We start from the raw sequence: 19,044 nt of genomic DNA on the forward strand, positions 1-19,044 counted from the left end.
AGTCGAGGACCGCCATGAAGGTGCCGGCCATCACGATCAGCACGGCCCGCCACTGGAACGGAGCGATCACGCGACCCTCCCGTGCAGGGCCTTGACCATCTCGGCCGCCATCACGGCCTGCCCCGCCGTGGCGAAGTGCACCCGATCGGCGCTCAGCAGATCAGGCCGGTCATTGACCGGGTGATTCCACATGTCGGCCAGCACCGCGTCGTGCTCGGCGGCCAGCAAGGTGTTCGCGGAAACGGTCGTGGACCCCACGAGCGACGTGCCTCCCGGCGCCGAACGACTGCGCGCCCTCATCGAACGCTGGCTCGCCTACGCGCGGACGCCACTGCTGCCGGGCGGCTGCTTCTGGGCGGCCAACCTCGCCGACTTCGACAGCCGCCCAGGGCCGGTCCGCGACGCGCTGTTCGGCCACCACCGCCACTGGCTCGGCCTGCTCGCCGCCGAGCTACGCCACGCCGCCGACGCCGCCCAGATCGCCGACCTCGACACCGAGCTTGCCGCCTTCCAGATCGACGCGGTGCTGTGCGCCGCCAACACCGCCCTGCGACTCGGCGACGAGGCCGCCGCCGACAAGGTCCACCGCACGATCGACGGATACCTCGGATAAGCGGGGGAGGCGACATGCGCACCTGCGCCGAATCGCCGTTGACCGGCTGAATCGAGGCCATGCCGAACTACCGGCCGCACTGGTTCGGACTCGGCGGGAAACGTCAGGAAAGGCCCGAACGATGGAATCGCGATGCGCGAGATCCGGAATATACCAAGAATCCTTCCAAGCGATTCATCGAAAGCAGTTGCGGGAGATGATTCCGTCACGGATTTCGTCGAGGTCGAGATCCCAGTCCCAAAGAGCCTTGTCGGCGGCGAAGAAGTTGAAGAACTCTTCCGGTTCGACCTAGCAGTCGCTGGTCATCGGCCGCCCGACCGAATCCGACGTATCGGAGCGGACGGCTTCGACGCCGGCACCCGGGGCGGGTTAATATACGGCCTCGGCACAGCACGTTTGTTCCCATGCTCCAGGCTCATCCAAGGGAGGCGCCGGCATGAAGGTGCGGGTCGACCCCGAGCTGTGCCAAGGGCACACGCTCTGCAACATGATCGCCCCCAACGTGTTCGAGCTCGACGAGATCGACGGCCACTCCTCGGTCGTGAACGAGAACGTCCCCGTCGATGAGGAGGGGCGGGTGGCCGAGGCCATCAGGTCCTGTCCGGAACGGGCCATCGCCGCTTTATGACCGGTGCTCCTCGACGACAAGGAGAGCGACGCGTGAGCCAGGACGAGCGCAACCGGTACGACTTCGATCGTCACACCCCCGACTACCGCCACCGGTTCGAGTCCGTCGCCCAGGAGATGCACACCAAGTGCCCCATCGCCTGGAGCGACACCTACGAGGGTCACTGGGTGGCCGCGGGTAACCGGGAGTTGTTCGAGCTGGCCCGCCGCGCCGACGTGCTGTCCAACGACCATGATGTCAAGGGCGAGCGGCGCGGCTACAAGGGCATCACGATTCCGACGCCCAAGTTGTTCGGCAGGGCCGGCTTCCTGGAGATGGATCCGCCGGAGCAGCGCTACTACCGTCAGGCGCTCAATCCGTACCTGTCGCCGGCCGCCGTCGCCCGCTGGCTGCCGTTCGTGGACGAGGTGACCCGCGCCTGCCTGGACGAGAGGATCGAGGAAGGGCGCATCGACTTCGTCGACGACCTGGCCAATGTCGTGCCCGCCGTCCTCACGCTGGCCATGATGGGCATCCCGCTCAAGAGATGGACGATCTACAACGAGCCGGTGCACGCCGCGGTCTACACGCCGCCGGACTCTCCCGACTCGGCGCGGGTCGGGCAGATGTACATGGACATGGTGATGGATCTGGTCTCCGAGCTGGAACAGATCCGCGCCGACCCGCGTCCCGGCCTGATCGACGCGCTCATCCGGGCCGACATCGGCGGCCGGCCGCCGGACTACGAGGACCTCGTCGGGTCGCTGGTCCTGATCATCGGCGGCGGCTTCGACACCACCACGGCGCTGACCGCGCACGCGCTCGAATGGCTCTCCCAGCACCCCGGTGAGCGCACGCGCCTGAGCCGCGAACGCGACACCCTGCTCAACTCCGCGACCGAGGAGTTCCTGCGCTTCTTCACCCCGGCCCCGGGCGACGGGCGTACGTTCTCCGCCGACTGCGAGGTCGCCGGCACCCGGTTCAAGGAGGGCGAACGCCTCTGGCTGTCGTGGGCGATGGCCAACCGGGACGCCTCCGTCTTCCCCGAGCCTGACACCGTCGACCTGGCGCGCACCGGGAACCGGCACAGCAGCTTCGGGCTGGGCATCCACCGCTGCATCGGCTCGAACGTGGCCCGCGCCGTGTTCAAGCGCATGCTGCTGCAGGTGCTCGACCGCATGCCCGGCTATCGGTGCGAGGCCGAGGGCACGGTCCACTACGACACCATCGGCGTCATCAACGGCATGCGCCACCTCCCCGCCACCTTCGCCCCGGGACCCAGACGAGGCGCCGGGCTCGACGAGACGCTCGACGCGCTGCAGCGGGTCTGCGACGAGCAGCGGCTCGCCGAACCGGTCACGGTCCGCAAGACGACGGCGAACATCGAGCGATAAGACCCGGCCGGAAAGGCGCCACTCCACATGCGGCCACCATCGGCGCGGGGCTCGCTCGGCTGGCGCGATCCCCTGTTCCTGGCGTCCCGGCCCAGCGGCGAGCGTGTACGCCGGTTCGTGGCGATGCTGCTGATGTTGCAGCGGCTCAGCTACCTGCTGCCGGCGTGCGCGAGCCTGTTCGCCGACGAGCCGCTCTCCGGCCGGAACGCGGCGCTGCTCGCCCTGGCCCTGGCCTGGAACGTGACATTGTTCCACTGGGTCGCCCGGCGCGGCTGGTTCGCGCCCGCGGCCGTGGTGATCGACGTCCTGGCCACCTGCGCCCTCCTGGTCGCGGTCACCGGCACCTGCCCGCCCGACTCGGGCACGTGCGAGAGCGGCTGGTCCAGGCACGCGCTGCTGGCGACGGGGGCGCTGGTCGGAGCGGTCATCGACCGGCCGATCCAGTTCGCCGCGCTGCTGCCGCCGGTCGTGGTGTACGCGATCGTGCACGCCGGCGACCTCGGCCGGCGACTCCCACCGGTGCTGGATCTGGCCGCGCAGATCAACAGCTACGTCTGGTTCGCGATCGTCGTCTTCTTCATCCGCCGTTATCTCGCCGGGCAGGCCGCGCGGCTGGACGGGCTGGCCGAGCAGCGGCTGGCGGCCGAGACGGAGCGGATCGCCGAGCAGGCCCGGCTGGCGCACTACCGGCAGTTGCACGACACGGTCCTGGCCACGCTGACCGCGATCGCCCGGGGCGGGCTGGATCACCGCACGGAGGAGGTACGGCGGCGGTGCGCGGCCGACGCGGCCTACGTACGGACGCTGATCAGGCAGGACGCCTCGGGCGCCGCCACCGGGCTGGCCAACGGCCTGGCCAGGGCGGTGGCCAGGGCGTCGGGGCTGGGGTTGTGCGTGCGCTACGCCGCCGAGGCGCTGCCCGACGACCTGCCCGACGACGTGGCCATGGCCATGGCGGAGGCCGCGGCGGAGGCGCTCAACAACGTGACCAGGCACTCCGGGGAGCGGGAGGCCTGGCTCACCGCCCTCGCGGTCGGCGGCGTGGTGACGGTCCGCGTGGTCGACCGGGGCCAGGGCTTCGATCCCGGCCGGGTCGAGTACGGCTACGGGTTGCGCTCGTCGGTCTTCGGGCGCATGCGTGAGGCGGGCGGCGGCGCGGAGGTCATCACGGCCCCCGGGGAAGGCGTGTGCGTCGAGCTCAGGTGGCCGGACCAGCCTGCCTGAAGCTCAGGTGGCCAGACCGTCTTCCCTGACGCGGGCGGCGAGGTCCAGCTTCGTGTACGCGGGCCGCCCCGCCTTCCGGTACTTGTCCTTGACGCGCTCCAGGTAGTTCTTGGCCGTCCCCGGCCGCACCCCGGCGCTGCGCGCCGCCGCCGTGAGCGTCATGCCGGAGGCGTAGGCCAGCAGCACCGCGTGCTCCTGCGGAGACAGCACCGGCCGGTCGCCGTCGCGGTCGGCCAGCCAGCCCAGCGCCACCTCGGGCGAGATGGCCACCCCCTCCTCCGCCACCTCCCTGACCTTCGCCACCAGGGCGGCCAGGTCGTGGTCCTTGGTGAGGTAGCCGCAGGCCCCCGCGTCGATCATCTTCCTGGCCATGTCGCCCGTGGTGACCACGCTGACGACGAGCACCCGCCGCCGTTGCCGTACCAGCGTGCGCACGTTCTCCACCGGGTCGGAGCCGTCGGCCAGCAGCAGGTCGAGGAGCACCACGTCGGCCGGTGACCGCTCCGTTACGAGCAGTTCGGCGACGGTCGCGGCCCGTCCGGTCAGCCGTACGTCGGAGACACCCGCCAGCCAGGCGTCCAGCCCGTCGATGAGCATCCGATCATCATCTACCGCAGAAACGGTGATCACGTCTGTCTCTTTCATATCCGCCATGTCCTGTCAAGTGCGCAGTAATGGCGTCTATCGGCCCCTGGTTCCGGCCACGGATCATGGCGCCAAGTTCGAGAAGGGAGCCAGCATGACCGTCACCCTCGAAAGGGCCGAGGAGATCATCGCCGCCTGGCGGACAGGCGACGACCCGGACAGCCCGGTCGGCCCGCTGCTGCCCGGAATGTACGTCGAGTCTGAGATCACCATGACCGGGCCCGGTGGCTCCGGCAGATGCGGGACCGCCTGCTCGGGCTCCAGAACCTATCAGTGCTGCTGAGCGAGGCGGAGCGAATGGCCGGTGAGTTCGACCCGCCGCTGGACTCGCTGATCGGACCCGCTCTGGCCGACCTGGAGGCCCGGCTGGGGTCGCTCACCGGCCTCGCCCCGGCCGAGCGCGGTGCGATTCTGACGGGCGCCACGCTGTCCGTCGAGGAGGAGGTCCGCCGCAAGATCACCAGGGTGCTGGTGCTGGAGGTGAACGCCGCCCGGCTGTCCGGCCGCCTGACCGCCGCCAACCCCGCCGCTCGCTGGGAGGAATGGAAGCGAAGCGTCGCGGAGCCGGCGTTCTGGCATGACCTGGCGGCGCCGTACCCGGCCATGATGGCCAGGCTCATGACGGTCGTCCGCCATCGTTGCGCGGCCGCCGGGCGGCTGGCGGAACGCTTCGCCGAGGACCGTTCCCTGCTGGCCACCCTTCCCGGAGCGCCGTCGGGCGCGCTCGAACGCGTCGAGTTCGGCGCCGGCGACAGCCACCGGGGCGGGCAGACGGTCGTGGTGCTGCACGGCGAGGACGGCCGGGTGATCTACAAACCCCGCTCGCTGGCGGTGGACGCGGTGCTCGCCGACCTGCTCACCCACCTCGGCGTCTCCACCATGCGCGTGCCCGCGGTCGTGACCAGGCAGGGGTACGGCTGGGCCGAGCACATCGGGCACCGCCACTGCGCCGACGACGGCGAGCTGCGCGCGTTCTATCGCGGCATGGGCCACTGGCTGGCCCTCATGCGCCTGCTCGGCGGCAGCGACCTGCACGCCGAGAACCTCATCGCCGCCGGTCCGCACCCCGTGGTGGTCGACTGCGAGAGCCTGTTCACGCCGCACGCCACGGCCCGCCCCTCCGGATACGGCCACGCCTTCGACCTGGCGGTGGACCTGGTGAACACCTCGGTGATGCGCACCGGGCTGCTCCCCGGACGCGGCGTGGCCCTGGGCTGGCGGGGCGTGGACATGTCGGCGGCCGGCGCGTTGCCCGGCCAGCAGCCGCGGATCGAGCTGCCGGTGGTGCTCGACGCGGGCACCGACAGCCCGCGCATGGGCACCGAGCAGGTGGAGCTGCCCCTGGCGGCCAACCATCCCAGCCCCGAGCCGGTGCTCGGCCGCTACTGGGACCTGATCATCGCCGGGTTCGACGAGCTCGACGACCGCCTGGCCGAACTGGACGGATCGGGCAAGCTGGAGCCGCTGCTGGCGGCCTTCGCCGACTGCCCGGTCCGCGCGGTGCTGCGCGCCACCGAGGCGTACGCCGAGCTGAGCCGCATGCTCTGGCACCCCGCCGCGCTCCACGACGAGGCGCCCGCCCGCGCGAAGGCCGCCGCGCTGCTGGCCAAGATGTCGGAGAACGTGCCGGGCGCGCCCGGCGACCCCGTCATCATCGCCGCCGAGGTGGACGAGCTGTGCCACGGTGACATCCCGATGTTCGACACCACGCCGCGCGTCGGCATGCTGACCGGCCCGGCCGGCACCCGGTGCGGCCCGGAGAGCGACCTGGTGGCCGACGCCGTGGCCCGCTGGCGGGCGCGCGACCATGGCCTGGATCGGGGGGTGGCGCAGGCGGCGCTGGTCAGCGCGTACCTGAACGAGGGGTGGATGCCGGACCTCGAACAGCTCTCCCCCGGCCTCGTGCGGACCGACCGGCTGGAGCCCCGGCGGCGCGCGGCGGCGGCCGGCCTCCTCAAAGCCGTGCTGGACGGCGCCGTGCGCGGCGCGGACGGCACGGTCACCTGGATCACTCCCGTGCTCAACCTCACCGGCTGGGCCGTGCAGCCGCTGTCGCTCGACGTGTACGGCGGAGCCCACGGCCTGGCGATCCTGCTGACCGCGTACACACGGGAGGCCACGCCCGGCCGGGCCGAGAAGATCGACGAGCTGGACCCGCTCCTGGCAGCGGTCCTGCGCACCATCCGCGTCACGGAGGATCGCGACGCCGCCAGGCGGCGGGAGGGCATGCGGCTGCGGCCCGAGCCGCCCGGCGCCTACCTCGGGATCGCCTCGCAGGTGTGGAGCTGGCTGCTGCTGCGCAGGTTCGGCGTTGTCGGCGAGGAGGCGCTGACGCGCGCCCGCGCGCTGGCCGAGCTGCTTCCGGAGTCGATCGAGGCCGACGACAGCTACGACCTGCTGTCCGGGATGGCGGGCGCGATCGTCCCGCTGCTGCGGCTGAGCGAGGCGACCGGGGAGACACGGTGGGCCGAACTGGCCCGGTCGATCGGCACGCGCCTCGCGGGGCTGGCCGAGCACCGGGCCGGCGGGGTCTGCTGGCCCAGCCCGCGTTTCCCGCAGGGGCTCGGCGGGCTGGCCCACGGCGCGACCGGCATCGGCTGGGCGCTGGCCCGGCTGGCGGAGTCCACCGGCGGTCCCGGCGACCTCGCCGAGGCGGCGTTCGCCTACGAGGAGTCCCTCTACGACCAGGGCCAGCGTGGCTGGCTGGATCTGCGTAACGACGGCTTCACCGCCAAGGCGTGGTGCCACGGCGCGGGCGGGATCGGGATCGTCGCCGCCGACCGGCTGGCCCGCGAGGGCGGTGCCCGATGGCGCGACAGGCTGGCGCGGGCCGCCGCCTCCTGCTGGACCGGCGGCATCGGCTGGAACCACACGCTCTGCCACGGCGATCTCGGCTGCTGGGAGGCGATCGAGCTGGCCAGGGCGGCCGGGGTCGCCCCGGTGGAGCGGGAGCGGCTGGACGCCCATCTCCTGGGCAGCCTGGAGGTCAACGGCCCGGTCAGCGGCCTGGCCAGGGACGCCTTCGCGCCGGGGCTGATGCCGGGGCTGGGCGGGGTGGCGTATCAGTTGCTCCGCATGCACCCTTCGTGCGAGCTGCCGTCCGTGCTGCTCCCGGACCTGGAGTGAGTCACGTGGACGAGGAGCTCGTCACTCCGTACTGGCACCTGGAGCGGCCGGACGGGGCCCGGCGCACGCCACGGCAACTGTCGGCGATCACCCTCCCGGTGCTGCGGCTCATCTGGCAGAGCGGGCGGCGGCCCGCGCTCACCATCCTCGTCCTGCAGCTCGCCGCCGGCGCCGCGACGGCCAGCGGGCTGCTGGCGACCGCGCGCGTGCTGGACGAGCTGCTCGCCGCCGGGACGGCGCCCGACCGGCTCCTGGCGGCGGCGCCCGGCCTGGCCCTGGTCGCCGCCATGCTGGCGCTGCGCGGGGCGGCCGAGGCGGCGGTCGAGCTGGCCAGGGCACGGCTGGAGCCCGCGCTGCGGCGGACGGCGGAGGAGCGGCTGTTCGCCGCCGCCCTCGGCGTGCAACTGACCGACTTCGACGACGCCGACTTCTACGACGGCCTGCACCGGGCCCGTGACCGGGGGCTGTTCCACCTCGATCGCGCGGTGGGCAACACCATCGACCTGCTCGGGGCCACCTGCGGGGTGACGGCCGCGGTGGCGGGGCTGGCCGTTCTGCACCCGCTGCTGGTGCCGCTGCTGGTCGTCGGCATGATCCCGGAGGCGTGGGCGGTGCTGAAGGCGGCACAGCGCGGGTACGCGGGCATGCGCAGCATGGTCACGCTGAACCGCCGGGTGCAACTGCTCGCCGAGCTGGCCACCGAGCGGGATCCGGCGGGCGAGTTGCGGGCCTGCCAGGCGGAGCCGTACGTGCTGGCCGAATATCGCCAGGTGGCCGACCTGCTGAAGGAGAAGGAGACGCAGGTCGGGCTGTCCATGGCGCGGGTCAGGACCGCGGGCCGCGCGATGGCCGGCCTCGCCATGGCCGGGGTGCTGGCCGTGCTCGGGCTGATGCTGCACGCCGGCTGGATCGCGCTGGCCGCGGCGGGCACCGCGGTGATCGCCGTCCGGGTGGCGGCCGCGGCGCTGCGGCAGCTCGCCCAGGCCGCCAACCAGTTGTTCGAACAGTCCCTGTACGTGGCCGACTACCACGACTTCCTCGCCGACGCCGACCGCAGGAAACGACCGTCGCGCGGCACGGCGGCGCCGCGCTCCCCCGAGCGCATCACCCTGCACGGCGTCGGCTTCACCTACCCCGGCAGCCTGAATCCGGCGCTCCGCGAGATCGACCTGACCATCCACGCCGGGCAGACGATCGCGCTGGTCGGCGAGAACGGTTCGGGCAAGACCACGCTGGCCAGGGTGCTGGCGGGGTTGTACCGGCCCACCAGTGGCGCGGTGCGGTGGGACGGGCTCGACACTGCGGGGCTGGATCCGTACACGCTGGCCGACCGGGTGGTCCTGGTGCCGCAGCACCCCGTGCGCTGGCCGCACGACGCCAGGACGAACGTCCGCATGGGCCGCCACGACCGTCCCGACCCGGGCGACCACGCCCTGCGCGAGGCCGCCTCGCTCGCCGCGGCCGACGATGTCGTCGCCGGGATGCCCGCAGGGTGGCGCACGCTGCTGTCCAGGCACTTCAGGGGCGGTCACGAGCTGTCGGCCGGGCAGTGGCAGCGGCTGGCGGTGGCGCGCGGGCTGTTCCGCGACGGACCGCTGCTGATCTGGGACGAGCCGACCGCGCCGCTGGACGCCAAGGCGGAGTACGCCGTCTACGAGACGCTCCGCGGGCTCGCCGGTGAGCGGACCGTGCTGCTGATCACGCACCGGCTGACCAGTGTCCGGCACGCCGACCGCATCTACCTGCTGCACCAGGGGCGCATCGCCGAGGAGGGCACCCACGAGGAACTGCTGGCTCTGCAGGGGCGCTACGCCGAGCTGTACGCGCTGCAGACCGGAAAGCCCGCCCGCCGATGATCCACCCGGGCGAGCCCGGCTACCAGGCCAGGCGCAAGGCCTTCCTCGGCACGCTCACCGACGACCTGCCCGCCGCCATCGCCTGCCCCGCCTCGGAGGCCGATGTGGCGGGCGTGCTGGAGTACGTCCGTGATCGCGGCATGCCGTTCGCCCTGCGGGGCGGCGGCCACAGCTTCGCCGAGCACTCCTCCACGACCGGCCTGCTCGTCGACCTCGGCGCGATGAGGGACATCGAGGTCGGCGCGGAGAGCGTACAGGTGGGCCCCGGCGTGCGGGTCGGCGAGCTGGCCCGGCGCCTGGCCGAAACCGGGCAAATGGTGCCCTGCGGCTGGTGTCCCGCGGTCGGTGTGACGGGAGCGGTCCTGGGCGGCGGATACGGCGTGTTCAGCCGCCTGTACGGGCTCGGCGCCGACCACCTGCTGGCCGCGCGGGTGGTCCTGGCCGACGGGCGGTGCGTCGAGGCGGAGGACGACCTGCTGTGGGCGCTGCGCGGAGCCGGCGGGGGCAATTTCGGCGTGGTCACGCGGGTGACGCTGCGCACCCGGCCCGTCGTGCCGGTCACCGCCGTGCAGGCCGTCTGTGATTTCGGCCGCGCCGCCGACCTCGTCGAAGCCTGGCAACAGTGGGCGCCGGAAGCGCCGGACGAGGTCAACCTGGAGATCGCGGTCATCGCCGGCGACTTCCCTGAGGAGCCGCCGTACGCCGTGCTCTTCGGCGTCGTCGCGGGTCCGGAGGAGCAGGCCGGAAAGCTGGTCGGCGACCTCGCGCCGCTGAACGACCTGCGGCTCACCCGTCTGGAGGGCGCCGACGCCGCCTGTCACCACGCCTACGCCGACGGCGGCGCGGGCGCCGTCACGGAGCTGCCGTCCGGTGAGCGGCCCGGGCTGCGGCTGAACAGGTCGGGCTTCTTCGACGGCCACCTGCCCAGGGCGGCCATCGAGGACCTGCTGGAACGGCTGGCCGCCGACCGCGTGTACGGCGAGATCCGGGATCTGGAGTTCGTGCCCTGGGCGGGCGCCATCGGCCGGGTCGCCCCCGACGCGAGCGCGTTCGTCCACCGTTCCCCGCGTTTCCTGCTCAAGCAGGCCGTCCAGGTCGGCTTCCGCGCCACCGACGGCCGCCGGCTGGACGCGCACGCGTGGCTACGCCGGTCATGGGAGCGGGTGTCGCCCTGGGCCTCGGGGGCGGTCTATCCCAATTATCCCGACGCCGACCTGGAGAACTGGGCGCAGGCGTACTACGGGGCCAACCTGCCGCGCCTTCGTGCGGTCAAGGCCGCCTACGACCCGGCCGGCCTGTTCCGTTTCGCGCAGTCGCTGCGCTGAACGGGCCTGCCTATCGCTTCCGAACTGGTCCACCTGCCTGCCGACATATGATCCTTTCGATTGATATTTGCCCGATTGTCGGAAAGGTCTTCATGATCCACCCCCTCAGTCGGCGGTCCGCCCTGCTGGGCGCCGCGACCGTGGCCGGCCTCGCCCTGTGGGACAGACCGGCTGAGGCGATCAGCACCGCCGCGTTCGACGCCGCGCGGGAACGATGGGTGGGCCTGCTGGCCGGTGGATCGTACGACCCCGCCTATAACGAGAAGACGCAGGCGATCGAGGGCTCGGCCAACGCTGTGCTGCGCAAGCTGAAGCCGGCCCCCGGCCGCCCGAGCCTCTGGCCCGACCTGCCGCTCGGCGACCCCCGTACGGGCAACTTCAACCGCGCCTACAACCGGATGCGCACGCTGGCGCTCGGCTGGGCCACGCCGGGCACCGCCATGCACCGCGATGAGCGGGTCGCCGAGACCGCCGCCAGGGCGCTGGACTTCCTGTACGAGCACGCCTACCACGAGGACCTCGACCGGCGGGACAGCAACTGGTACTGGTGGGAGATCGGCGTCCCCCGCGCGCTGACCGACACGTGCGCCCTGATGTACGACGGCCTGCCCAAGAACGACCTCAAACGCTGGCTGCGCCCGCTGCGCCGCTGGTGCCCCGACCCGGAGCGCCGCGTCAGCCACCCGGGCGTCGTCGAGACCGGCGCCAACCGGGCGGGCAAGGCCATGGCGGTGGCGATGCGCGGCCTGCTCACCCACGACGCTCGCCTCATCAAGCGAGCCAGGAACGCGGTCGGCGACCTGCTGCGGACGACCAGGGGCCCCGGCGACGGCTTCTACCGTGACGGCTCGTTCATCCAGCACGACATCTACCCGTACAACGGCAGCTACGGCGTGGACTACCTGGAGAGTGTGGCCAAGCTGATCGCCATGCTCGCGAGCTCGCCGTGGGAGATTCGCGACATCGGCAACGTCTACGATCTCGTGGATCGCTCGTTCGTGCCGTTCATGGTCGACGGGCTGATGATGGACTGCGTACGCGGCCGGCAGATCTCAGTGCAGGGCCACCGCGACTACCACTCGGGCCAGAAGACGGTCGAGGCCATCCTCACCCTGCTGGAGGCGGCGCCCGAGGGTCATGCCCGGCGCTGGAAGCCGCTGGTGAAGGGCTGGCTCACCCGCAACCAGGCCATCCCGTACGACACGCTCGCGTCGCCGGCGAGCATCGCGAAGGCCAACGCCCTGCTGCAGGACCTGTCGGTGCCGGTCGGGCCGCGTACGACGGGCACGTGGGTCTTCGCCGACATGGACCGGGTCGTCCACCACCGTCCCACCTGGTCCTACGCGATCGCGATGAGCTCGCAGCGGATCGGCACGGCCGAGGCCATGAACGAGGAGAACCTGCGCGGCTGGTACACCGGCGACGGCATGACCTACCTCTACACCGGCGACCTCACCCACTGGAACGACGACCTGTGGCCCACGATCGACCCGTACCGGCTGCCGGGCACGACGGTCGACACCCGCCGGCGCGCCAAGCTCCGGCACGGCAAGCGCCGCCTGCCGCCCACGCCGTGGGCGGGCGGGGTGGCGCTCGACGGAGAGTACGGCGTGGCGGCCATGAAGCTGATCGCCGACGGCTCCTCGCTGCGGGCCAAGAAGGCGTGGTTCCTGCTCGATGACGCCGTGATCGCCCTCGGCACCGGCATCACCGCCTCCGACGGCCGCCGCGTCGAGACCGTCGTGGACAACCGCAACACCCACGACGGGCATCCGCCGCTGACCCGGGGCGACGACTGGATCCATCTGCCCGGGGTGGCCGGCTACGCGCTGCTCGACGGCGCGGACGCGAAGGTGATCCGCAAGAAGCGCACCGGCCGCTGGCGCGACATCGACACGGGCGCGACCACCGGCGGCGACACAACCCCTGTCACCCGGCACTACACCACGATCCTCATCGACCACGGCGTCGATCCCCGCAAGAAGCGCTACGCCTACGCCGTGCTGCCCGACGCCTCCAGCGCGCAGACCGAGACCTACGGCCGGCGGGTCAAGATCCTCGCCAACTCCGGCACGGTGCAGGCCATCTCCCGCGACGACCTGCTCGCCGCCGTCTTCTGGCGCGCGGGCACCGTCAAGACCCCGGACGGCCCGCTCACCGCCGACGGCCCCTGCACACTGCTGATCCGCCGCGACCACCAGCAGGTACGGCTCGCGGTCTCCGACCCGTCCAGAACCGCCGACGAGGTGAAGATCTCGCTGCCCTGGCCGGTGAAATCGCTCAAGGAGAAGAGCCGCGGCGTGCGCAAGTCGAAGAAGTCGGTCAAGGTGGAGGTCGGTGGCAGCCGCGGCCACGCCCGCACGGCGGTGGTCCGCATCTGACCGGCTCAGGCCCTGAGCAGGGGCAGCCACACCTCGTCCACGATCTCGACGATCGACTCGTCGGGCACCGCCCGCATCGTCAGGAACATGTCGTGACGCAGCAGATCGAGCGGCAGATTCACCACGCGGGACGAACGCGGCACGTCGGGCAGCTCACCGCGCTCGACCGCGCGGGCGACGATCATCTCGAACGCGCTCGCCAGGCCCGGCGGCACGAGAGCGTCTCGTAGCTCGCCGAGGCTGGTCCCGGTGTCGCGGAAGTAGCCCTCCAACTGCACGCTCATCACCGAGATCATGCCCGCGCGGTCGGCATCGGCGTTGCGCAGGAACCCGACCGCGTCCTCGCGCAGACTCCCGGTGTCGGGCACCGCGATCGGCTGCCAGTATGTGGTGAGCGTGGCCAGCAGCAGGTCGTCGCGCCGCGGCCAGCGCCGGTAGAGCACCGGTCGGCTCGTCCCGGCACGGGCGGCGACCGCCTCGTAGGTGAAGCCGTGATAGCCGTGCTCGACCAGCACGTCCCACGCGGCATCGAGCAGCGCGCCCTCCAGCTCAAGACCCCGCCGCCGACTACGATCCACCCGCGTATCTTATCGCGTACGCCGCGTCACCAGAACGATCAGCCCCATCTGGATGACGAACAACACCAGCGCGATCACTCCCGCTCCGGCGGACATCTGCTCCTCGGAAAACCCGCCACCGCATTCGGTGATGTTGCCGCCCTCATACCGGACACAGTCGCGCCCCATGATCATGGCAACGACATACCAATTGGCCGGCAGAAGGGGAATCGCGCCCAGAACAAGATAGTTCGCCCGGCTCATCGAACAGTCAAGCACACCGAGCGCCGGCGGAATACCGCCGTCCGGCCGTGGGATCCGTGGCTGACGCCCAGGCAAGCCGAGCCGACGCGGCGGAAAGCGCCCCCGCCCCTTGCTCGCCGATGTCCTGCTCTCCGGCGGCCTGCTCTCCGGCGTCGGCCGACCCGGCTCAACTGGGCCTTCACGTGCGGAAGGCCGTTTTCTGGGGAGTAGACAAACCTGTACGTGTCGGATCTACCGGGGGTGATGGTCGTGGAGGGGGACGAGGAAGCGATTCGGGTGGGTGTGGAGGAGGAGTTCCATGTCGTCGACCTCCGTACCCACCGTCTGACGGCACGAGCCGATCTGCTGCTGGAGGCGCTGCCCGAGGGAAGCTTCGCGCAGGAGCTGCAGCGTTCGACGGTGGAGTCCAACAGCGCGCCTTTCCTGGCGCTGGAGGATCTGGCGCGCGACCTGTGCGACCTGCGCGGGCAGCTGATCCGGCAGGCCGACACGGTGGAGCTCGGGATCAACGCGGCGGGCAGCGCCCCGCTGGCCGACATGGGCGAGCTGAAGGTGTCACCGGAGCCGCGCTACGAGCGGATGCTCAGCGACTACCAGCAGCTCACGCGAGAGCAACTGATCTGCGGCACGCACGTGCACGCGGAGGTGAGCGACCCCGACCTGGCCGTCGCGGTGGCGCACCGGCTGGCGCCGTGGCTGCCCCCGCTCCTGGCGCTGTCGGCCAGCTCGCCCTACTGGGACGGCGAGGACACCGGCTATGCCAGCTACCGCAGCCTCGTGTGGCAGCGCTGGCCCACCGCCGGCCCGATCGCCAAGTACGACTCCGCCGCCGAGTACGAGGACATGATCAACGAACTCATCCGGTCGGGCGTCATCAGTGACCCCGGGATGATCTACTCCGACATCCGGCCGTCGCAGCACGTGCCCACGGTCGAGCTGCGCATCTGCGACTCCTGCCCCCGGGTCCAGGACATCGTGCTGATCGCCGGCCTGTTCCGCGCCCTGGTGGCCCGGGAGGTGGAGGCGGTGCGCCAGGGGGTGGAGCGCGACGTGCACCTGGCGGCGGTACGCGCGGCGACCTGGCAGGCCGCGCGCGCGGGGCTGGAGGGTGAGCTGATCGACCCGGTGGGCGGCGTGCCGCGACCGGCGCCCGTCGTGATCCGGCGCCTGGTCGAGGGCCTGCGGCCGCAACTGGAGGAGTCGGGCGACTGGGAGCTCGTCTCCGGGCTGGCCGGCGAGGCACTGGCCAGGGGAAGCTCCGCGGAGCGCCAGCGGCGCGCGTTCGCCCGCCGGGGACGGCTGGCCGACGTCGTGAACCTGCTGCTGGCCGAGACCCGCGCCTGCGACTGGGACCGGCCCGCGGACGATCCGCCCGCCTACCGGTCCGCGGCGTCTTGAGAGGGCCGGCATGTGCGGATTGAGCGGTGAGCTGCGCTTCGACGGCGCCGAGGCGGACATGGGGGACGTCGGCCGGATGACCGAGGTGATGCACGAGCGCGGCCCGGACGGCTCGGGTCTGTGGTCGCGGGGGCCGGTGGCGCTCGGCCACCGCCGATTGAAGATCATCGACCTGTCGGAGAAGGCCGCCCAGCCGATGGTGGACGGCGAGCTGGGGCTGGCCGTGGTGTTCAACGGCTGCCTGTACAACTACGGCGAGCTGCGAGAGGAGCTGCGCGGCGCGGGCTACCGCTTCTACTCCACCTCCGACACCGAGGTGCTGATGAAGGCTTTCCACCGGTGGGGGCCGGAGTGCGTCGACCATTTCAAGGGCATGTTCGCCTTCGCCGTCTCCGAGCGTGACACGGGCCGGCTCACGCTGGGCCGTGACCGGCTCGGCATCAAGCCGATGTACCTCTCCGAGAACGCCCGGCGGCTGCGCTTCGCCTCCTCCCTGCCCGCCCTGCTGGCCGCCGGCGAGGTGGACACGAGCATCGATCCGGTGGCGCTGCACCACTACATGACCTTCCACGCGCTGGTGCCCGGCGAGCGCACGATCCTGAACGGGGTGCGCAAACTACCCCCGGCTACGGTACGGGTCATCGAGGCGGACGGCGGCGGCACCGAACACCGCTACTGGGACCCGCCCCACACGCGCGGCGCCTTGCCGGAGCACGCCGGGCTGAGCGGCGAGGAGTGGCGCGAGGCCATTCTGGGCGCGCTGCGCACGGCGGTCCGCAGGCGGATGGTCGCGGACGTGCCCGTGGGCGTGCTGCTCTCCGGCGGCCTCGACTCCAGCCTCATCGTCGCGCTGCTGGCCGAGGAGAGGCAGGAGGGCCTGGCCACGTTCAGCATCGGCTTCGAGCCGGCCGGCGGCGAGCAGGGCGACGAGTTCGTCTACTCGGACCTGATCGCGCAGCGTTTCGGCACCGACCACCACCGCATCCGGATCCCGGACACCCGCCTGCTGGACGGGCTGACGGACGCGGTGCGGGCGATGAGCGAGCCGATGGTCAGCCACGACTGCGTCGCCTTCTACCTGCTGTCGCAGGAGGTCGCCGAGCACGTCAAGGTGGTGCAGTCGGGCCAGGGGGCCGACGAGGTGTTCGCCGGCTACAGCTGGTTCCCGCCGCTGGCCGAGGTGGCGCGCGAGCAGGCCGCCGACGTCTACGCCCGCGCGTTCTTCGACCGGCCCCACGAAGGGCTGGCCGCGATCCTGTCGCCTGACCGCCTGCTGGACCACGACGCCAGCGGTGACTTCGTCCGCGCCCACCTGGCCAGGCCGGGCGCCGACACCGCGCTGGACGCCGTCCTGCGGCTGGAGACGACCGCCATGCTGGTGGACGATCCGGTCAAGCGGGTCGACAACATGACGATGGCGCACGGGCTGGAGGCGCGCACGCCGTTCCTCGATCATGAGCTGGTGGAGCTGGCCGCGGCCTGTCCCGCCGAGCTCAAGCTGGCTCACGGCGGCAAGGGCGTGCTCAAGGACGCCGCCCGGCCGCTGCTGCCGGCCCAGGTGATCGACCGGCCCAAGGGGTATTTCCCGGTTCCGGCCATCCGGCACGTCGAGGGGGCGCTGCTCGACCTCGTACGCGACGCGCTGACCGGCCGGGCCGCCCGCGAGCGGGGGTTGTTCCGTCGGGACTACGTGGACCGCCTGCTGGCCGACCCCGAACAGGACAGGGCGACGACCGGCGTGAACACCCTGTGGCAGCTCGGCCTGCTGGAGCTGTGGCTGCAGGCGCACGACGTGTGATGGTTCAGACCATCGGGGGCCCGTCGCACCTGCCCGCCGCCGAAAGCCTGACCGCGTGGAGCTGCGTGGCTCCCGCCTTGGCGCCGGACAACAGCGCCGTGGCCTTCGTCAGCGACCAGGACGGCTCCCCACGGGTGTGGATCCAGCCCCTTCAGGGGGAGGCCGAGCCGTGGGCCGTCGACACCGGGCCGCAGCCGGCGGCCGACGTGAGCTGGGCGCCGACCGGGACACACCTGGCCGTCCTCGTGGCCCCCGGCGGCGGCGAGCACACCCAGGTGTGGACCGTCCAGCCGCACGGCGGCGACCTGCGCCTGCTCGCCGCGCCCGACGGCGGCTCGGCCACGCTGGTGCGCTGGACGGGACGCGGCGAGACGCTCCTGGTGGCCGAGACGTCGGCCGACGGCGTGACCCGGGCCGTGCTCATCGACGCGGTCACCGGCGGCCGCCAGGTCATCGCGGCCGGCCCGCTGCTGAGGCCGGCCGCCGTCAGCCGCGACCACGCGAAGATGCTGCTGCGGCGGGGGCCGCGGGGCCGCCGGCACATGTACGCGGCCGACCTGGCCGCCGAGGCGCTCGGCGCGCACCTGCCGAGCGGTGAGCGGCGGCTGCTGCCAGGGCTGCCGGGGTCCACCGACGACGGAGCGCTCTCCCCCGACGGCCGGACCGCCTACCTGGTGTCGGACGCCGGCCGCGACCGGTCCGCACTGCTGGCGGTACGCCAGGACGCCGGGGCCGTCGTGCTGGCCGAACGCCAGGACGCGGAGCTGGACCGGTTCGCGCTGAGCGCCGACGGGTGCCGCGCGCTGCTCGTGTGGAACACGCACGGCCGCTCCGAGCTGGACGTCCTGGAGCTGGAGACGTCCGAGCTCCGGCACCTCCCGCCGCCGCCCGCCGACGTGGTCACCTCGGCCCGGATCGGCTGGGACGGCACCCTCGCCGCGCTGGCCGCCGAGAGTCCGCAGGAGCCCTCGCACGTCCTGCTGTGCGACCTCGACCGGGGCGGCTACCGGCACGCGGCGGGCGCCGGCCGGCTGCCCGCGGCGGCCGGCGCCGAGCTGGTACGTTTCCCGGCCCGCGACGGCCTCGAACTGGCGGCCTGGCTCTACCGGCCGCCGCACGCGCAGGGGCCGGCTCCGTTCGTGCTGTTCCTGCACGGCGGCCCAGAAGACCAGGAGCGGCCCACGTTCAACCCCCTCTTCCAGAACCTGCTGGCCGCCGGGATCGGCGTGCTCGCCCCGAACGTGCGCGGCTCCGGCGGGTACGGCCGCGCCTTCCGCCAGGCCGACGACCGCGAGCTGCGCTTCCACGCGGTGAACGACGTGGCCGACTGCGCGGCCGAGCTGGTGCGGCTGGGCGCCGGCGACCCGTACCGGCTGGCCTGCATGGGCTGGTCGTACGGCGGCTACCTCACCCTGGCCGCCCTCGTCACCCACCCGCGCCTTTTCCGCGCCGGCGTGACCGTGAGCGGCATCGCCGACTTCGAGACCTTCTACGCCCGCACCGAGCCCTGGATCGCGGCGGCCGCGATCAGCGAGTACGGCCACCCGGACACCGACCGCGACCTGCTCCGCGCCCTGTCACCCCTGCGCGCCCTCGACCGGCTCACCGCCCCCGTCCTGGTGGTCCACGGAGCCCAGGACACCAACGTCCCCCTGTACGAGGCCGAGCAGGTGATCAGGGCGGCCACCGCCCTCCACGTCCCCTGCGATCACCTCATCTTCCAGGACGAAGGCCACGAGATCCGGCACATCTCCAACCGGATCAGCTTCGTGACCAAGGTCGTGGACTGGCTGGCGGGCCGGCTCTGCCCCTGATGACGGAGATTGGTCGGGCCCGGGGCGGGGTAGCGCTTGGGC

The 19,044-nt window shown here is 72.2% G+C and carries 16 protein-coding genes; 12 read left to right on the forward strand and 4 right to left on the reverse strand.

Annotation, left to right across the window (positions count from 1 at the left end; genetic code table 11):
- Positions 1-66: 66 nt before the first annotated feature.
- Complete coding sequence (locus tag C4V41_RS24455; protein ID WP_200824190.1) at positions 67-258, reverse strand: SGNH/GDSL hydrolase family protein; 192 nt, start codon at positions 256-258, stop codon at positions 67-69.
- Between C4V41_RS24455 and C4V41_RS24460 the strand changes: the two genes are divergently transcribed.
- From C4V41_RS24460 to C4V41_RS24475, 4 genes are all read left to right on the forward strand, one after another.
- Complete coding sequence (locus C4V41_RS24460) at positions 248-613, forward strand: TetR family transcriptional regulator C-terminal domain-containing protein (RefSeq protein ID WP_146103768.1); 366 nt, start codon at positions 248-250, stop codon at positions 611-613. The two genes, C4V41_RS24455 and C4V41_RS24460, sit on opposite strands and share 11 nt — an antisense overlap.
- Before the next feature lie 436 nt (positions 614-1,049).
- Positions 1,050-1,241 carry a ferredoxin gene (locus C4V41_RS24465; protein ID WP_103958243.1) on the forward strand — a complete coding sequence of 64 codons (192 nt, stop codon included), beginning with the start codon at positions 1,050-1,052 and terminating at the stop codon, positions 1,239-1,241.
- 32 nt (positions 1,242-1,273) lie between these two features.
- A complete protein-coding gene (locus C4V41_RS24470; protein WP_200824191.1) occupies positions 1,274-2,614 on the forward strand; it encodes a cytochrome P450 in 1,341 nt (446 codons plus the stop codon).
- 27 nt (positions 2,615-2,641) lie between these two features.
- Positions 2,642-3,838: a sensor histidine kinase gene (locus tag C4V41_RS24475; protein ID WP_103958245.1), complete on the forward strand. Its 1,197-nt coding sequence runs from the start codon at positions 2,642-2,644 to the stop codon at positions 3,836-3,838.
- 3 nt (positions 3,839-3,841) lie between these two features.
- Here C4V41_RS24475 and C4V41_RS24480 read toward each other — a convergent pair whose 3' ends face one another.
- Positions 3,842-4,468 (reverse strand): response regulator, encoded by a 627-nt coding sequence (locus tag C4V41_RS24480; protein ID WP_103958399.1) that lies wholly within the window; start codon positions 4,466-4,468, stop codon positions 3,842-3,844.
- Positions 4,469-4,577: 109 nt separating this feature from the next.
- Between C4V41_RS24480 and C4V41_RS24485 the strand changes: the two genes are divergently transcribed.
- The 5 genes from C4V41_RS24485 to C4V41_RS24505 all read left to right on the forward strand — a co-directional run bounded on the left by C4V41_RS24485 (position 4,578) and on the right by C4V41_RS24505 (position 13,171).
- Positions 4,578-4,766 carry a DUF6229 family protein gene (locus C4V41_RS24485; protein ID WP_103958246.1) on the forward strand — a complete coding sequence of 63 codons (189 nt, stop codon included), beginning with the start codon at positions 4,578-4,580 and terminating at the stop codon, positions 4,764-4,766.
- The gene (locus C4V41_RS24490; RefSeq protein WP_235030356.1) at positions 4,757-7,609 is read left to right on the forward strand and encodes a type 2 lanthipeptide synthetase LanM family protein; all 2,853 of its coding nucleotides are present in this window, start codon (positions 4,757-4,759) and stop codon (positions 7,607-7,609) included. Before C4V41_RS24485 ends, C4V41_RS24490 begins: the two co-directional genes overlap by 10 nt.
- A gap of 5 nt (positions 7,610-7,614) precedes the next feature.
- Complete coding sequence (locus C4V41_RS24495) at positions 7,615-9,465, forward strand: ABC transporter ATP-binding protein (protein ID WP_200824193.1); 1,851 nt, start codon at positions 7,615-7,617, stop codon at positions 9,463-9,465.
- Positions 9,462-10,790, forward strand: coding sequence for an FAD-binding oxidoreductase (locus C4V41_RS24500; protein ID WP_103958247.1), 1,329 nt, complete (start codon positions 9,462-9,464; stop codon positions 10,788-10,790). The genes C4V41_RS24495 and C4V41_RS24500 overlap by 4 nt, the downstream gene beginning before the upstream one ends.
- Positions 10,791-10,882: 92 nt before the next feature.
- Positions 10,883-13,171 carry a polysaccharide lyase 8 family protein gene (locus C4V41_RS24505; RefSeq protein WP_103958248.1) on the forward strand — a complete coding sequence of 763 codons (2,289 nt, stop codon included), beginning with the start codon at positions 10,883-10,885 and terminating at the stop codon, positions 13,169-13,171.
- 5 nt (positions 13,172-13,176) lie between these two features.
- Here C4V41_RS24505 and C4V41_RS24510 read toward each other — a convergent pair whose 3' ends face one another.
- Positions 13,177-13,749 carry a TetR/AcrR family transcriptional regulator gene (locus C4V41_RS24510; RefSeq protein ID WP_103958249.1) on the reverse strand — a complete coding sequence of 191 codons (573 nt, stop codon included), beginning with the start codon at positions 13,747-13,749 and terminating at the stop codon, positions 13,177-13,179.
- A gap of 9 nt (positions 13,750-13,758) precedes the next feature.
- Positions 13,759-13,992, reverse strand: a complete 234-nt coding sequence (locus tag C4V41_RS24515) for a hypothetical protein (RefSeq protein ID WP_103958250.1) — start codon at positions 13,990-13,992, stop codon at positions 13,759-13,761.
- 222 nt (positions 13,993-14,214) lie between these two features.
- On the opposite strand from C4V41_RS24515, the gene C4V41_RS24520 reads away from it, so the two are divergent.
- The 3 genes from C4V41_RS24520 to C4V41_RS24530 are packed head-to-tail and all read left to right on the forward strand — an operon-like array spanning position 14,215 to position 19,002.
- Entirely contained in the window at positions 14,215-15,390 is a 1,176-nt protein-coding gene (locus C4V41_RS24520; RefSeq protein WP_235030357.1) for a carboxylate-amine ligase, read from the forward strand.
- A 10-nt stretch (positions 15,391-15,400) separates the two neighbouring features.
- Positions 15,401-17,188 (forward strand): N-acetylglutaminylglutamine amidotransferase, encoded by a 1,788-nt coding sequence (locus C4V41_RS24525; RefSeq protein ID WP_103958252.1) that lies wholly within the window; start codon positions 15,401-15,403, stop codon positions 17,186-17,188.
- Positions 17,188-19,002, forward strand: a complete 1,815-nt coding sequence (locus C4V41_RS24530) for an alpha/beta fold hydrolase (RefSeq protein ID WP_103958253.1) — start codon at positions 17,188-17,190, stop codon at positions 19,000-19,002. The genes C4V41_RS24525 and C4V41_RS24530 overlap by 1 nt, the downstream gene beginning before the upstream one ends.
- Positions 19,003-19,044: the final 42 nt, after the last annotated feature.

It is taken from the genome of Nonomuraea solani, assembly GCF_900108335.1.
Classification (GTDB): Bacteria; Actinomycetota; Actinomycetes; order Streptosporangiales; family Streptosporangiaceae; genus Nonomuraea; species Nonomuraea solani.

Excerpts from the sequence above, each read along its gene's own strand:
- C4V41_RS24465 (WP_103958243.1), top strand. The coding sequence starts at position 1,050 with ATGAAGGTGCGGGTCGACCCCGAGCTGTGCCAAGGGCACACGCTCTGC.
- C4V41_RS24475 (WP_103958245.1), top strand. The coding sequence starts at position 2,642 with ATGCGGCCACCATCGGCGCGGGGCTCGCTCGGCTGGCGCGATCCCCTG.
- C4V41_RS24485 (WP_103958246.1), top strand. The coding sequence starts at position 4,578 with ATGACCGTCACCCTCGAAAGGGCCGAGGAGATCATCGCCGCCTGGCGG.
- C4V41_RS24500 (WP_103958247.1), top strand. The coding sequence starts at position 9,462 with ATGATCCACCCGGGCGAGCCCGGCTACCAGGCCAGGCGCAAGGCCTTC.
- C4V41_RS24505 (WP_103958248.1), top strand. The coding sequence starts at position 10,883 with ATGATCCACCCCCTCAGTCGGCGGTCCGCCCTGCTGGGCGCCGCGACC.
- C4V41_RS24515 (WP_103958250.1), bottom strand. The coding sequence starts at position 13,992 with ATGAGCCGGGCGAACTATCTTGTTCTGGGCGCGATTCCCCTTCTGCCG.
- C4V41_RS24525 (WP_103958252.1), top strand. The coding sequence starts at position 15,401 with ATGTGCGGATTGAGCGGTGAGCTGCGCTTCGACGGCGCCGAGGCGGAC.
- C4V41_RS24530 (WP_103958253.1), top strand. The coding sequence starts at position 17,188 with ATGGTTCAGACCATCGGGGGCCCGTCGCACCTGCCCGCCGCCGAAAGC.